Source organism: Leptospira biflexa serovar Patoc strain 'Patoc 1 (Paris)', assembly GCF_000017685.1.
GTDB classification, from domain to species: Bacteria; Spirochaetota; Leptospiria; order Leptospirales; family Leptospiraceae; genus Leptospira_A; species Leptospira_A biflexa.
Genome location: NC_010602.1, coordinates 1,286,453 through 1,300,526, shown reverse-complemented (window position 1 = coordinate 1,300,526; position 14,074 = coordinate 1,286,453). Strand labels below are relative to the sequence as shown.

Sequence of the window (14,074 nt, the reverse complement as noted above, 5' to 3'; positions counted from 1 at the left end):
TCAGATTTTCCAAAAAGAAAGAAGGATCACTGAAATCCACCAGAAGAGATTCGTTTCAATCTAAGGATTTGCCTTCACCCAAAGATTCCATTCTTTTGCGGTTCTAAATTTTTCACCAGTGATAGCAGTGAGAGCATAATAACTTAACTTTCGTTTTTCGGCATCATCTCCATTGGCAAACTGTAGAAGGACTGGAATGGATTTTTTATCTTTCCGTTTGGCGATTTCTTCCATGGCTGGGCGATACACTTCTGCATTTTTAGAACGAGTCGCCTCTTCGATGAGAAGTCTTGCTTCATCGCTTGGGATCAGTGCCACTGTGGATAAAATTTGCGGAGCCATTTTCGGTCTTTCAGCTAAAAGTTCTTTTAGTTTTGGCAAACTACTCGGATCAGCAATCGAACCAAGAGCCTCAAGTGCATACCCTAAAAGTTTTGCATCCCCTTTGTCTAAGGCAAGGAGAAGATCTGGAACAGCTTCCTTTGCACCCATCACACCGAGTGCCCAAGCCGAACCATATGGCCCGTCTGTTTCACCAGAGAGTAACACCTTTCGTAAGACTGGAACGGAACTTGGGTCACCAATCCATCCAAGTGCTTCCGCAAAATTGTCACGTTCTGGTGTGTTTGGTTTTACTAGTAATTCTTCCAAACGATTTTTTGCTTCTTTGTACTTTTGCCGGCCAACAATTTTTGCCGCATAACCCCAGTTTTTCGCATCAGTTGAATTTAATAATCCGAAGGCTAATTTGGATGCTTCTTTTGATGGGATCGCACATAATACGTCTGTAGCATACATTTTTGATTCTAAATTGTCAGATTTTAAAACAGCGAATACCTGCGGGACAATCTTTGGATTTGCGATTTCGATCAATGCCATCGAAGCATTTTCCTTTCCTTTGTCATAAGGCAAAGTGAGTGCTCTCACCAAAACATCATTTGCATTTTTTGCCTTGATCCTTCCTAGAGCCAGGTAAGAAGCTGCAAGTGTTGGTGATTCATCTTGGAGTTTCGTCAAACCAAGTAAATACGACTCAGCCGAAGCAACTTTTAATTTGCCAAGAGCCATCGCAAAGGTTTTGTCTTTTTCTCGATCTTTGTTTTTTTGTGCCATCGCCAAAATTTGAGAACCTACGGAGTTAGCACCAATCTGAACTAAGGAATCAACCGTTTGCAATCGAAGTGTTGCATTATTGTCATTTAACAAAGGATAAATGCGCCCCACAATCGATGTATCTTTCATTCGAGTCAAGGCATCCAAATATACATCCTTTGGATTTTCTGTATCAGTCCACATTAAATTGGCAATGTTCGTTGACGAAGGTTTATCTTTTAAATCCCCAAGTGCAATGGCGGCCCCTGCCCTAAGGCCTGGATCTTTATCACTTAACATCTTTCGTAAGATAGGAATTGCCTTTGTTACCCCTCGATTGCCAAGTTGGATGGCGGCTTGTCCTTTATCAAAATTGGAACCAGAATCTAAAGTTTTCAAAAGAACGTCTGTTGGGATCTCTTCTTCCACAGGCAAAACCTCCGGAGTTTCTGGTTCGCTTGGACCACCAAAACAATTTTGGTGAAACGAAATTAGTATGAGAAAAATGAATAATGTATGGAATTTGTGCATGGGTGTATGAAATCAAATGGAATGGGAATTGTAAAACAAAAAGCCTCTTAACAAAAAGAGGCTTTTTTTAGTATTTTATATAAACTTATGTATTCGGAACTTGGCTTCTCACTTCTCGGAGTGTTGCGAGTTCTTTTTTCCAAATTTGTAAGTCTTTCTCTGCAGAACCTTTGACATCACTGTCCGGTTTTTTATTTTCCAACCAATACTCAACCATTTGGATCCTAGATTCCAATTCGTTGATTTTGAAATCGAAATAGGCTTTCTGCGTATTGGGCGAAGGACGTTCAGCAGTACTTGGTTCTTCTGCGGATGGTTTGTCAGACCATTTTTCCTTTGATTGATTTGCAGAAAACGTTGCATCCATGGCAGTGAAAGAATCCAACATTTCCAGTTGTTCCTTTTCTTGTTTTTCTGTCATAGGTGCACGAATTTCACGAGGGATGTAGAAATTGTTGGGATATTTCGCCGCAAAATCCCTCCATTCCTCTTTGACTTCTTCCTTACGATTTGGTTTTTTTTCGAGAGCAAACGGCCAAAGTACTTCGGCTTGTGCCAATTCCAATTCTTCTGGATTGGGAGCATCTGCAAATTCTGGATCATCAAATAACGAATTTGCATGTTTTTCTGAACTGCCAAAATCGGAATTTGACACAACAGTCGTTTGTTTGTTTTTTTCAGAAGTAAACTTCCAAATGGTGATACCAAACAATACTAAGAAAAAACCACAAATCGAAATAATTCCAATAAACCGTTTACTCATCGTCCTAACCTCTTACGTAAAGATGGATACTACCCAAGAAATAGCCTGACCAAAAATATTCTCAGTTAAGAATTTTTTCAGATCCACTGGGTTTCTGTTGAGTGTATCGTAATACCATGCAGTGTATTCACTCACTTGCGGGATAGAATATCCGTAACGAGTGTTAATTGCTTTAATTAACTCATTTGCAAACAAGGAATGACCATACATATTCGGGTGAACACCATCTAAACCAAACACACCTGGTTGGTTAGGAAGTGGCCAATTGGCACGCGCATTACCTGGAGACCATCCAGAAGCACTTCGAATTGGTCGTCCATTTTCTTTGAGGTCATCAAAGATCACACGAAGGTCAGCCACAGCAAAACGCATCGTTGCAGCTTGGGCTTTGATTTCATTGTTCAACATGTTTAAGAATGTTGAAATGGTTGCGACTTCCGTTGCATCCAAAACTTGGTTCGGGTTGGAAACAGAATTTCTAAAGAAAGCTTTGAGTCCAGAGTAGTTTGCACGTCCATTGGGATCTCTGTAAGTCTCAAGGAATGCGATTGCTGTTACGTTTGGAACAGTAAACAACACACCACCTTTTAAACTTCCCATACCAGCCATTCTGCGGAAAAATTCACGAATGTCTCTTTTGAAACGAGTTTCATCTAAACAATCAGTGGAGGTATGGAGTGCCGTACAAAGTACGTGGTTCGCACCTGCGGATCCAAAAAGGAAAGTTGGTTTTACTTTTTCCATGACTTGGGCTTGTGTTCCCGCATCACGCAAACCAAAACGGTGGAATTTGTCTGGTTCTTTACAATCAGCAACGGTCACCCAACGGTAAGTGTACCAATACCATTTTGCCCAATACCATTCTTTCGCTTGTTTGGTGGCATTGACGTCCTCACATTTACCAGAGGTTCTGAGAACAGTCGTGTATTCAGCACCCGTGATCCCAGCGTGAGTTGGTAAGGACACTGTGGATTTGTTTCCACCGATGATACTTTCTGCGATGCAAAAAATACCACAATCCCACTTGAGTACATCTTCTAAGTTTACGAATGGCCCTTTCAGAACATTGTACGAAACGGAAGCGCCTGCTTGTTTCGATACAAGGACTGGGTAAGCCCAATCTTGTGTTTTTTTCTCAACAGTGACCCCAAAGAAACCTTGGCTCAAGGAATCCCCGATGACACCTACTTTTTGGAACATCTGGCTTTGTGTTTGTGCAGACAAAGAACCTGCCAATACCAAAGCGAGCACCAATCCGAATGCTTTTTTTGTGTTCATATTTCCTCCCAATCGGAACATTTTTAACATACTTTGAACAATTGAGACATTTTGGTGTCTTTTTTGAACGAGTGTCAAATAATTTATTTCCGAACCAATGAGAATTTTTGAACCAAGTTCAATTTTTTAAGATTCCTTAGGACTTTATCATTCATTTTGTCAGAGAGTTTAGGACAAAACAGAACGTTTTGTCTGATTTTGAAAGATTCCGCGTTGGCTGTTCAGAAAAAATTTATCAATGGGAACGAGGCAAATGTAGTGATCGGTGTTAAAAATACTTACCCACTCGGTCAAAATTCGAAAGAGCCGAAATGACAGTGGTCTCCTCCCAAAGATCCAGAACCACCCCATTCCCTCGTAAATAAACGAGCACGTCCTGCCGGTCAGTACTTGGAATTTTGGTCAATTCTTTCAAAACGAGGGACAATCGTTTGGAATCTCGTTCCTTGGGTGTGAGTACTGATTGTTGTTTTAGGTCATATTGGTCTTTTAAATGCAAACAAAATGTTTCCCAAATATGAATGGAGTCCAAAATGGATTCCAATCGGTTCCGGTTTTCCATTTCTTTGCCTTCTGTGACTTCTGTGTTTTGTTTTCCTGAAACCATCATCATTCGTAAATAATAATATAAAGTATGACTATTTAATAATATTTTTCGAATTTCATTTTCACGAAGGTTGGCAAAGATTCCGAGAAGAGTTTGCATCGTCATATTCTTTTCTTCCAGAAGATCAAAGTATGCTTCCCAAGTTTGAGGATCAAGATTGGAAAGTAAGTGGATTTTTAAAGTGGGATCACGATCCATCTCTTCGCCTAATGAAAGGATTCGCAAACTTTGTGCTGAGTTGAACAAGTCTCGGATTTGAAGGAAATAAGAATTGGAATCAAATGTTTCTAATAAAAATTGTTTACCATATCCAAAGTAGATAAATCGCATCAGAAGTTCTGGAGTGATACTCTCATCGTTTAAAAATTTTTTAGTGGCATCTTCTGACCTTAACAGCCATAAGTATTCAAATACCAAATCACAAAATTCAGAATCGACAAGCATATGTTCTGCTAACGATCTGAGGTCTTCACCTTTATCGATGGTTAAAAAGAAAGACAGTAGTTCATTGGGGGATGCGTTTTTCCAGAACTGTGAAGCTTTCCATCGCATAATCATTCTTCATGGCAAAAACGAACCAAGTCAAATGAAAATTAAATCGTTTCTATTTTTAGTATATTAATATACATTCCAATACGAACTTAGCAAAAGATTTTTGCAAATCCTACCTTTTGATCCTGGATTGATGGATAGGATTAAATCATTTGTATGCGGTATGCCATATATCTTTCCGTTAGGTGTGAGAACCCCATCTCCCCATTTATTCCCTGTAGCAATCGCCGTGCTGAGAGTGGTATAGGTAAATGTAACGGGGTTCCAAGCAATGATATCCATACTGTCAGCTGGAATGGTCACAATACGTCCGTCAGCGGTATAAACTCCGCCCCTCCATTTATTGGCACCAGTTTCTGGTGAAGGAAGGAAGTAGGTAGAATTGTTGACTGGGTTCAGGACTAAAATTTAGGAAGAGTCTCTCGGGATTGCATATATTTTGCCATTGGGAGCAAGGACTGCCCCTTCCCATAATGCCGCCCCACTCGCTCCTGATTCAAAATTAGAAAATGAATTCTCGGAAGGATCAATTGTAAGAATGTCAGAACGATTGTAAGGGATGGAATAAATTTTCTCTTGATCCGTAAGAACTCCACCCAACCACTTCGCCGCACCAGCGTTTGGTTGGACAATGGTTTCGAAACTCATGGGATCGGTTCCAAAGGCGGCTTGTTTTCTCATTTCAGCCGATACATACTTCCAACGTCGTGGTTGGATGATGGAAAGTGGGTCCATATCACAAATGGATTTATTGGGTGCCACAGACCCGCAAACCTCGCGGTCATCATCAAACAAAATCCGAGCTAAGTAAAAGGAACGGAAGGATTCCGAACCTGGGTCACAAGCATTCCCTAATTCTGGGGACTGGCAGGCTTGGATGCCAAAAGAGAAACAAATGAGGAGGATCGATTTAGGAACTAAATGAATTTGAAACTTCAATCCGCATACCCAATCAGAGTAAGGAATCCCATTGCCTAAGGAATCTGTCAAATGAACGAAATTTCCTAAATTGCGTATTTCTTCGCAATGGGAACAAGGCAGATTTCCCTTACCGAACCAACCGAAGGAGTGTCTTTACCCATGTTCATCCCACAACTTTTGAACAACAATTGTTCGCCGAAACCAGAAAGAACGGTTTTTCCTCGGTTTCAGAACAGAATGAGCGGAAAATTTGAATTTTATTTTTTTCTTCAAACAATTCCGAATGACAATTTCTTTCCCATCCTATACGTTCGGTGGAAGAAACCAAACCTTTGTTATTTACGATTCCTTTTACCAAATCATAGGATTCCAATCAGAAAATTTAAGGCCGGGGAAGTTTAATCATTTAAATGAATCATAAAATTCAATCTTTAGCATATATAAGAAATTGGTATCTATTACTTATATTCTTAATCACTGCATTCACATTCACTTCATGCATTACGACCAAATTGGCAACCAATATTGGTTACATCGAACCCAATCGTACCGAGAAACCCCACCCTCGTTCCAATAAATTCGAACATTGTGTCGGGATTTATCCTCGCAGTTTGGAAAATGCACTCAACCAATTTGAAATGAAAACCAAAAAAAGTAGATTTGATGATATCGAAATTGAGTTTAGCCACAGTTATTTGATTTTACAATGCATTCACATCTACTATGAGACGAAATAAATGAAACTACAGAAACTATCTCTCCTTGGTATCTTATTCCTATTATCCCAATGCCAAAGTTGGGGGAAATACAATCGGATCGATCTCGCTCCTCGCACCATCAGTCAGGAGGATGTATTTGTGGAAGGAAGGAGTTGCCGTTTTATTTTGATACCACTCTATCCCAATCTTCATGATGCGATCACCGATGCACTGGCAAAGGCGCCAGGGAAAAAGGGAATCAAAAATCCAGAGATTATCGATGTGTTCTACATGTTTTCACCCATCATTCGTTGTACTGTTGTGAAGGGGTATGCGACGAATGAAAATTGATTGTCACTCAATCCAAATGGTTAGGTATAACCGTATGGAAATTGGACATAAGATTTCTATCTTTCTCCTTTGTTTTCTTTTGATTTTCTTTTCTCATTGTTCTTACCAAAAAGAGGTGGAGGCCGATCCACTTGTCCAACTCTTTGTCATCAATTTTACAAATGAATACTATTCCAATTCCTGCAAACACCCCAACTTAATTTTAAGGAAAAACACAAACCAAACTTTGACTTTAAAACCAAACGAAAAGTCATGGTTTCGTTTTTCTTATGAGGATTACAAAGCACAGGGAACGGGGGTCACCGATTTTTATTTTAAAATCACAAAGGAATCAGGCACCGATGTACAGTTTTTTACAAATAACAACTGCCTTACGTATTCTGATTCTGCTTACAAACGATTGCCTATGGCAACCACTCCTACAGAAGATACTTATCGACTCTACAAATCCGATTTTGAATCGTATTCAACATTTCGTGCGTCCGAAAACGGTTATTACCTTGAATTCCTTTCTGGCAATCCAAACATCACCATCAGGCAATATTAAAGATTATGAATTTCAATTACACTCACTACAAATTTAAATTGACCTTACTTTTTCTATCATTATCCCTTTCCTTTACTTGTATCTTGCCGGTCCCAAACAAAAGTGATAACGATACAGACGGAAACAATTTTTCAAATAACTTTATGTTTTCTTATCTCATCCTACTGAACCAATCGCAAAATGCCAATTACTGTCCTAAGCCGAACCAAATCCTTCGTAAAAATACAGATTCGCCTATTACATTGACAGTAGGACAACCATACTATTTTCATTACCATTATTTGGATAATGCCAAACCACAAGAAGAAGTAAGAACCTATACATTTAAAATTACAAAACAAAGTGGAACGACATTGGTATACAAAGAAAATTCCAATTGTAATCGATCTGGTGTAAGTTTCTCAACGGTCACACCGACGACAACAAGTGCCACTGAAGAGAATTATACTTTATCTTATAACCAAAACTTCCAACCTTCTTGGCAAATCCAAAACATTTATTCCGTCGAACTCATCTCTGGTGATCCCAATATCACCTTACGGCAAGATTGAAGTAAGAATCAATTCACTGAAATCATAGAATTTAGAAAGGTTTCAATCCTAGCCTCCGTTATGTTCGATCATTTATTTCTGCATTTCATTGAATGATTCCAAATGTCGACTAACACAGTCATAAAATCCACTACCAATTTGTTTTACGTTTTCCCTAAAAATTGAATTGATGGAAACTTCTTCGGTTAACCGTTGTTTTTTCTCAGCTGATTCGCATTTGGTGGCATTTTTTCTTTGACAAATCCATTCCAATATTCGAATTTACACCATATGAAAAAACTCATTCCCTTCTTATTCGTAACCATTTTACTTGGAATGTCACTCAATTGCAACCAACCTGTGATAGGTGGCCTCAGTTCCAAAAACATCACCGGTAAAGATGCCATTAAAAAACTAGTCGATGCTGCTACCCAAATTGATACGATTTACATCCGATCCATTGCAGGTTCGTCCGTTTCCTCATCTACGATTTCTTCTGCTACATTGCTTGCATCTTTGTTAAATGGAGCTTTAGTTCCTGTTGCCGCAGGAATCGAAGATGACAAATACTATTTAAAAGATGGTGTCGACAAATGTGTGACCAATATTTATGCACTTGGTCTGATTTTGGAAAATTTCGTAACTGTAGGACTCAGTTGCGATATCAAACCTGCGCCTGTGCTTGGATTACCATAAACAATCAATACGAACTCCTTACTTGCAATGTTTGATGAAGTTTCCCATTGCAAGTAAATCGTTAACATTCATTTTCATGATGCAATGTATCCTCGAAATGAAGATTTTACATTGGCGAAATGGTTCTGACGGTCTTTTCTCTACGAAAAAAAGGATGGCATAGGGCCAAATGTAAGGTTGCAATCAAAATTGCACCCGGCAAAAGATTGATCGCGACAAGATATGCGAGACTGTTAGAAAAAACGATCTCTGCAGTTTGTAAGGAAAAAGAACCATCCGGCTTTGATAGTAAATACAATAACAACATTGATGAATGTAATGAGGTCAGTACTACATGTAAGATATATTCATTGGAACTCAAACCTCCAAAACGAATCCTAGCTCCTTTTTCTTCCCACATATCCATAATCTGGATCACCAAATCCAAAAACGTGATCACAAGAATCACCACATACAACCAACCTTTGATCTCAAAAAGGAATAACCCAACAAGGATCAAAGGAAAAAGGACAGCTCTTACAGTATGTAATTGATGTTCATAAATCGTATCTTCATAACGATAGAGTTTGTATTTCCATAGATGCAAAACAATTCCATCCCAAAAAGCCAATCCTGAAAAAACCACCAAAAACACTAAGCTCAAATCCAACAAATTCATACAAAACTCCTCGTGTGCATATATGCACCTTATTGCACATATTTTTCCTGGTTGTGAAATCGGTCAACTTCAAATGGAAAAAAGCTAGACTCGCAAAAAATCCTACAAAATGATTGGGTAGATGGCTGTAAAAGTGAAATCCCCATCGGAGAAGAGAAAAGAAACAGCGATCGAAGCGTTGAACCTAGTCTTAGATTCCAAATTTTTAACAGCACTTGCGGAACCGAGCCGAATTGAAGTACTCAAACAAGTGATCCGCCATGGTAAGGCAGATATCTCAGAACTATCCGAAGGATTGTCCTTAGATCGTTCGGTAATCTCAAGACATCTACTCACCTTACAAGAAGCGGGAATCCTAGTACGCGACAAACAAGGCAAACATGTATATTACCAATTGGAACCAAACCAAGCGATTCAAAAATTTAAAGCGATCTTGAACCATCTAGAAGAGATGGTTGCCATTTGTTGCCCTCCTTCGAATTAAAAAGTTCAAAATAGAAATTTGAGCCTCGTTCCCAATCGGATTTCAATTTTAGGATCAATTTTTCGCTTTGGAACATATGTCTTTGTTTCTTTTCAAAATGTGTATTCATTCAAAAAATAATTGTTTACAAAAGATTTAATTTCTAATTCCACTATACATTTGCAACTGAGGCAAATAAAAGTAATTTTAATTGATACAAGACAATGGCAATCTCTAACACCTAACCTTAAAATCCAAACCGAAGCTTAAACTTTCTAAGCGATTACATTTTAATATCTCAATAGGTGACACATATGAGAGAGATCCATTATTACGTTGCGACTTCTATCAATGGCTTTATTGAAAGCCAAAAATCCCAAACCAATCTTTTTCTTAATGAAGGAGACCATGTAAATGAATATTTCAAAGATTTGGAAGAATATTCTGATGTACTACTAGGTCGGAAAACATATGAATATGGTTTTGAATTTGGTCTAATCGCGGGGAAAAAGGCCTATCCGTGGATGGATCATTATCTGATCAGTGATGATCCAAATTTAAAATACTCTGAACAAGAAATTACCATTGTTAGACCATTCGAAGTCAAAAGTACGATTCAGAAACTCCGCAAGATGGAAACAAACAAAAATATTTATCTTTGCGGTGGTGGTAATCTGGCAGGACTACTTTGGCAATTGGATGAAATCGATCGTTTATTTCTTAAGGTAAATCCTATCATTCTTTCGAATGGCATCCATTTATTTGAACAGATTGATACGGAAACGAAATTAGAATTTGTGAAACTTAAACAATTCGAATCTGGTGTGATTTTATTGGAATACCAAAGGAAGAGGCTCGATTTTACTTAATGCAATCGATTTATATTTCTTTGTTTCATTAAGGATTGGCCATTCGCTTAGCATCTTAACGAAGATTCCCACAAATGCGAAACGGGAATCATCTCGTTTGAGAGTCTAGTGCAATGGCCTTTCGTTTCATAATTTTACGAAGTATATACCCAACAAAAGTAACAATCACCCCAAGGATGACTGGCCACCAAGGTGCTGTTAAGGCATACACTTCCCCAGTAGTTTTTATCCCTTTCGCATCCAAATCCTTTTCAATGGAAAGATGATAGAATCCATAAAGAAACAAAACAATCCCTATGAAGTACAAAACAAATCCTAAATACGACGCATTTCGGTAAGCATCCATGGTTTGAGAACGATATAACCGAATTTGGGACAAGTCAACAGATTCTCTCTGCTTCCACTGGGAAGCAATTGTGAAAACGCGAAATCTTTGGAAATAAAATGAATGAAATATAGGAAACTCTTTCCAAGGAATGCGATATGTGTTAGAGGGAAATTGTTAGCTGCCCACGAGCCACTCCCCTCCACCCTAACTCGGGGGGGGTTTGTGGAATTGCAGTTTTATTATGTCTCTAAAACCCTCTCCAACTTCCTTGGCAAATGAATCGAATCCCTATTCTTTCAAAAAATGACAGCTATCTAAAATTCATTTCACCCGAAACAAAGGGATGATCCTAACTTCTAAATGTGTTGGCAATCCCACTACTGAGTCGTTGCACTTTGAAAAGTAAAAAATAGTAAGCGAATCATCAATTGAATCACTTTCGGATCCATTTTCAAAATCTTACTCCATTAGATTCATTCTCTTTTGAATTGCCAACCGATCACTTGGTTTCTCTGCCATCGAATACGCTTTGCGAAAACAATCTTTCGCTTTTTTTCGATCGAACTCACAATATATCTCACCTAATAAAGAAAAATAATAACGATTTGAAGGGAAATCTAATCGTCCCAGCTCTTCCAGAGCTTCGTCCCTACCCTTAAAACGAAAAAGCGCATAAGCACGATTTAATAATAAAATTTGAGAAGATTCAAATTCTAAAAGACCAGTATAAAGAGTATAAATTGTTTCCCATTTATCCACCTTGTCTTCAGACAAAGTATGCCAATATGCAATTGCAGCTTCTAAATGATATTTAGAAATGTTCCGATCCTTGTTTGACTGTATAAAAAAATACTCACCTTTTTGAATGAATTCTTGATTCCAAAGATTACGATTCTGATCTTCGAATAAAACGATTTCACCAGCATCATTCATTCTTGCATCAAATCTTGATATATGAAAACAAAATAGTGACAGGAGAGCATTTACTTCAGGTGTATTCGTTTTCTCATTTTCCAATAAAAAAGTACAAAGACGAATTGCTTCCAAACAGAAATCTTTTCTCAAAATTTTATCCTGGTTATGAGAGGCATAACCTTCATTGAATATTAAATATATCGTTCGAAGAACGGACGTTAATCTAGACTTTAGATCATCTGATGATGGTAATTCGAGAGAAATATTGTTTTCCCTTAGTTTTTCCTTGGCTCGGGACAATCTTTTATTTATCGTTTCCTTATTTGAAAGAAATACTTTTGCTATTTCTTCTATCCCAAAACCGCATAAAATCTTAAGTGATATACCAATCTGAGATTCTAAAGGAATCAAAGGATGAGAAAGGGCAAAAAGCATTCTCAATTGACTATCCTTTACATTTTCTTCTGAGAGATCAAAATCATGATCCTCTACATAATTTTCAATTTGGTAACGTGGTAGGATTTTATTCTGATAAAGTGAATCTCTTTGGATTAAATTTTTAGCCTTATTTTTTGCTACTGCATACAACCAAGCAACGGGTTTCTCGGGAATCCCATTGTTACCCCATGCCTGGGACGCGACTAAAAATGTTTCACTGGCGATATCCTCAGCCGTTTCAATTTGATGGAATCCATACCGTTTGCACAGTACAGATACAATTTTGGAATATTCCAATCGGAACAAATGAGGCAAAACAGCTAATTCATCCATACAATTTAAAAATCCAGAACAAGCCTTTATTCTTCCTTATGAATGCCCATTATCTTTCGGATTTCGACGCTATTCCCTTCACCCAAAAGAATGGGGCATTGTTTCGCAATACCCAATGCTTCTTCAAAACTCTCGGCTAAAATTGTTATAAAACCTGCTAAAGACTCTTTGGTTTCCACAAATGGTCCATCAGTAACAATCGTATTGTGTTGGATGACTCTTCCCTCGGTAGACAAAGCTGTACCTGATAAAAACTTATTTTTTGTTACAATCGAATTTACCCATTCCCTATACTGTTGCATGTAAATTTGTAACTGTTCCGGTGATGGTTGGGCTTCTTTGGTCAGTAGATCGAGTCGCATTAAAATTAAGTATTCTTCCATTTTTTCTCTCTTCAGTGTGTTATATTTTTTTGAATGAAATTTTGCACTTTCGATTCGTATTCAATTTGATTTGTATCCCAAACTTTTCCGTGAGATCCAAAATTTGGGAACCAAAAATCTACCGGTCCTTTGTAAAGATTCACAAGAGACTCTGAATGGTGGAAAGTCACAACTGAATCTTCTTTACTATGAATGATGAATAAAGGCACATCATTGACAAATGACAAAGAATTTTTAGGGCTCAGTAAAAAATCAAAATTTCCACGAATGTATACAATTTCTATCAGGGATTGAAGCATCCAGTTAGGTAAATTAGCAGATTCAGGAGATTCTAAAATTAAACTTTTAAAATCAAGCATAGGGTTTTCTAAAACCAATCCCTTCACAGCCTTCAAAAATGGGAGAGATATCAATAGTGAAGAGGCTCCAACGGAAGAACCAACCATTATAATATTCTGATATTTTTTTTCGGTATAGAGATACGCCGACAGTACATCTCTAAATTCTCTACTACCAAAACTCAAACCAGGAAACAAACAAGGAGCTTCACCATGACAAGAAAGGTCGAAACTGATTATATCAAAACCTTGGTGGAGATAAAATGGAATGAATCGAGAAAACTCTCTCCTGTCAGACCCTCCTCCATGAACAAATATAACAACACCTTTGTGAACCGATTTGCCATTCTCGCGAGCCGGAATCAGCCATCCAGGTAATTCATACCCATTGATTGATGGTATCTTGATTTCTTGATATTTGTATTGTTTTGATAATCGAATATTTCCGCAGAATTTCCCAAAGTTAGTCTCAGCATCAGAATTACATTCTTTAAAATCTTTACTAATCCCAGCAAGGGCAGGAAATAAAATCTGATTGCTTGCCTTCCACAAACCTAGAAACACGACTATCAACGCCATAACAACAATTAGGCCAAGATACAATCCAAAACGATAAATTGATTTCCTTAGATTTTGTTCCAGCTCTCGATCATTTTTTTTGTCCATTCCGTACTCCTTTCTATCTCTATATCCATCGAATTCTTGTAAATGGGACAAACGGTTCGAAAAAAGTTCAATTTTGGAGAAATTTTTAGAATGCAAAGGGTTAAATCAAATCATTTG

Annotated in this window: 18 protein-coding genes; 7 read left to right on the top strand and 11 right to left on the bottom strand. The window is 37.9% G+C overall.

The window, feature by feature from the left end; translation table 11 throughout:
• Positions 1-60: 60 nt before the first annotated feature.
• The 6 genes from LEPBI_RS06140 to LEPBI_RS06120 form a co-directional block, all read right to left on the bottom strand.
• Positions 61-1,623: a HEAT repeat domain-containing protein gene (locus LEPBI_RS06140; protein ID WP_012388247.1), complete on the bottom strand. Its 1,563-nt coding sequence runs from the start codon at positions 1,621-1,623 to the stop codon at positions 61-63.
• Between the two features lie 85 nt (positions 1,624-1,708).
• Entirely contained in the window at positions 1,709-2,386 is a 678-nt protein-coding gene (locus LEPBI_RS06135) for a hypothetical protein (protein WP_012388246.1), read from the bottom strand.
• 12 nt (positions 2,387-2,398) lie between these two features.
• Positions 2,399-3,664, bottom strand: a complete 1,266-nt coding sequence (locus tag LEPBI_RS06130; protein ID WP_012388245.1) for an SGNH/GDSL hydrolase family protein — start codon at positions 3,662-3,664, stop codon at positions 2,399-2,401.
• Positions 3,665-3,932: 268 nt separating this feature from the next.
• On the bottom strand, positions 3,933-4,823 hold the full coding sequence (locus tag LEPBI_RS06125; protein ID WP_041769721.1) for an LBF_1199 family protein: 891 nt from the start codon (positions 4,821-4,823) through the stop codon (positions 3,933-3,935).
• Between the two features lie 66 nt (positions 4,824-4,889).
• A complete protein-coding gene (locus LEPBI_RS19030) occupies positions 4,890-5,126 on the bottom strand; it encodes a hypothetical protein (protein WP_012388243.1) in 237 nt (78 codons plus the stop codon).
• A 105-nt stretch (positions 5,127-5,231) separates the two neighbouring features.
• Complete coding sequence (locus LEPBI_RS06120) at positions 5,232-5,813, bottom strand: hypothetical protein (RefSeq protein WP_012388242.1); 582 nt, start codon at positions 5,811-5,813, stop codon at positions 5,232-5,234.
• Positions 5,814-6,154: 341 nt separating this feature from the next.
• Between LEPBI_RS06120 and LEPBI_RS06110 the strand changes: the two genes are divergently transcribed.
• From LEPBI_RS06110 to LEPBI_RS06085, 5 genes are all read left to right on the top strand, one after another.
• Positions 6,155-6,481 carry a hypothetical protein gene (locus LEPBI_RS06110; protein WP_012388241.1) on the top strand — a complete coding sequence of 109 codons (327 nt, stop codon included), beginning with the start codon at positions 6,155-6,157 and terminating at the stop codon, positions 6,479-6,481.
• Positions 6,482-6,793: a hypothetical protein gene (locus LEPBI_RS06105; RefSeq protein ID WP_012476215.1), complete on the top strand. Its 312-nt coding sequence runs from the start codon at positions 6,482-6,484 to the stop codon at positions 6,791-6,793.
• A 34-nt stretch (positions 6,794-6,827) separates the two neighbouring features.
• Complete coding sequence (locus LEPBI_RS06100) at positions 6,828-7,340, top strand: hypothetical protein (RefSeq protein WP_012388239.1); 513 nt, start codon at positions 6,828-6,830, stop codon at positions 7,338-7,340.
• A 5-nt stretch (positions 7,341-7,345) separates the two neighbouring features.
• A complete protein-coding gene (locus LEPBI_RS06095) occupies positions 7,346-7,891 on the top strand; it encodes a hypothetical protein (protein ID WP_012388238.1) in 546 nt (181 codons plus the stop codon).
• Between the two features lie 270 nt (positions 7,892-8,161).
• Positions 8,162-8,566, top strand: coding sequence for a TIGR04452 family lipoprotein (locus tag LEPBI_RS06085; RefSeq protein WP_012476214.1), 405 nt, complete (start codon positions 8,162-8,164; stop codon positions 8,564-8,566).
• A gap of 106 nt (positions 8,567-8,672) precedes the next feature.
• Here the strand turns inward: LEPBI_RS06085 and LEPBI_RS06080 are convergent, their stop codons facing one another.
• Positions 8,673-9,224, bottom strand: a complete 552-nt coding sequence (locus tag LEPBI_RS06080) for a hypothetical protein (RefSeq protein WP_012388236.1) — start codon at positions 9,222-9,224, stop codon at positions 8,673-8,675.
• A 121-nt stretch (positions 9,225-9,345) separates the two neighbouring features.
• On the opposite strand from LEPBI_RS06080, the gene LEPBI_RS06075 reads away from it, so the two are divergent.
• Positions 9,346-9,708 carry an ArsR/SmtB family transcription factor gene (locus tag LEPBI_RS06075; protein WP_012388235.1) on the top strand — a complete coding sequence of 121 codons (363 nt, stop codon included), beginning with the start codon at positions 9,346-9,348 and terminating at the stop codon, positions 9,706-9,708.
• Between the two features lie 293 nt (positions 9,709-10,001).
• Positions 10,002-10,556, top strand: coding sequence for a dihydrofolate reductase family protein (locus tag LEPBI_RS06070; RefSeq protein ID WP_012388234.1), 555 nt, complete (start codon positions 10,002-10,004; stop codon positions 10,554-10,556).
• Between the two features lie 88 nt (positions 10,557-10,644).
• On the opposite strand, the gene LEPBI_RS06065 is transcribed toward LEPBI_RS06070, so the two are convergent.
• The 4 genes from LEPBI_RS06065 to LEPBI_RS06050 all read right to left on the bottom strand — a co-directional run bounded on the left by LEPBI_RS06065 (position 10,645) and on the right by LEPBI_RS06050 (position 13,957).
• Entirely contained in the window at positions 10,645-10,935 is a 291-nt protein-coding gene (locus LEPBI_RS06065; protein WP_012388233.1) for a hypothetical protein, read from the bottom strand.
• Positions 10,936-11,343: 408 nt separating this feature from the next.
• Positions 11,344-12,570, bottom strand: a complete 1,227-nt coding sequence (locus LEPBI_RS06060) for an RNA polymerase sigma factor (protein WP_012388232.1) — start codon at positions 12,568-12,570, stop codon at positions 11,344-11,346.
• 26 nt (positions 12,571-12,596) lie between these two features.
• Positions 12,597-12,953: a YciI family protein gene (locus LEPBI_RS06055; protein ID WP_012388231.1), complete on the bottom strand. Its 357-nt coding sequence runs from the start codon at positions 12,951-12,953 to the stop codon at positions 12,597-12,599.
• Between the two features lie 11 nt (positions 12,954-12,964).
• Positions 12,965-13,957 (bottom strand): alpha/beta hydrolase, encoded by a 993-nt coding sequence (locus tag LEPBI_RS06050; protein ID WP_012388230.1) that lies wholly within the window; start codon positions 13,955-13,957, stop codon positions 12,965-12,967.
• Between the last annotated feature and the right edge of the window lie 117 nt (positions 13,958-14,074).

Bases quoted from the DNA above. Each gene is read 5' to 3' on its own strand.
- LEPBI_RS06110 (WP_012388241.1), top strand. From the start codon at position 6,155: ATGAATCATAAAATTCAATCTTTAGCATATATAAGAAATTGGTATCTA.
- LEPBI_RS06125 (WP_041769721.1), bottom strand. From the start codon at position 4,823: ATGCGATGGAAAGCTTCACAGTTCTGGAAAAACGCATCCCCCAATGAA.
- LEPBI_RS06130 (WP_012388245.1), bottom strand. From the start codon at position 3,664: ATGAACACAAAAAAAGCATTCGGATTGGTGCTCGCTTTGGTATTGGCA.
- LEPBI_RS06075 (WP_012388235.1), top strand. From the start codon at position 9,346: ATGGCTGTAAAAGTGAAATCCCCATCGGAGAAGAGAAAAGAAACAGCG.
- LEPBI_RS06080 (WP_012388236.1), bottom strand. From the start codon at position 9,224: ATGAATTTGTTGGATTTGAGCTTAGTGTTTTTGGTGGTTTTTTCAGGA.
- LEPBI_RS06050 (WP_012388230.1), bottom strand. From the start codon at position 13,957: ATGGACAAAAAAAATGATCGAGAGCTGGAACAAAATCTAAGGAAATCA.
- LEPBI_RS06070 (WP_012388234.1), top strand. From the start codon at position 10,002: ATGAGAGAGATCCATTATTACGTTGCGACTTCTATCAATGGCTTTATT.
- LEPBI_RS06085 (WP_012476214.1), top strand. From the start codon at position 8,162: ATGAAAAAACTCATTCCCTTCTTATTCGTAACCATTTTACTTGGAATG.
- LEPBI_RS06095 (WP_012388238.1), top strand. From the start codon at position 7,346: ATGAATTTCAATTACACTCACTACAAATTTAAATTGACCTTACTTTTT.
- LEPBI_RS06140 (WP_012388247.1), bottom strand. From the start codon at position 1,623: ATGCACAAATTCCATACATTATTCATTTTTCTCATACTAATTTCGTTT.
- LEPBI_RS06055 (WP_012388231.1), bottom strand. From the start codon at position 12,953: ATGGAAGAATACTTAATTTTAATGCGACTCGATCTACTGACCAAAGAA.
- LEPBI_RS06105 (WP_012476215.1), top strand. From the start codon at position 6,482: ATGAAACTACAGAAACTATCTCTCCTTGGTATCTTATTCCTATTATCC.
- LEPBI_RS06135 (WP_012388246.1), bottom strand. From the start codon at position 2,386: ATGAGTAAACGGTTTATTGGAATTATTTCGATTTGTGGTTTTTTCTTA.
- LEPBI_RS06060 (WP_012388232.1), bottom strand. From the start codon at position 12,570: ATGGATGAATTAGCTGTTTTGCCTCATTTGTTCCGATTGGAATATTCC.
- LEPBI_RS06100 (WP_012388239.1), top strand. From the start codon at position 6,828: ATGGAAATTGGACATAAGATTTCTATCTTTCTCCTTTGTTTTCTTTTG.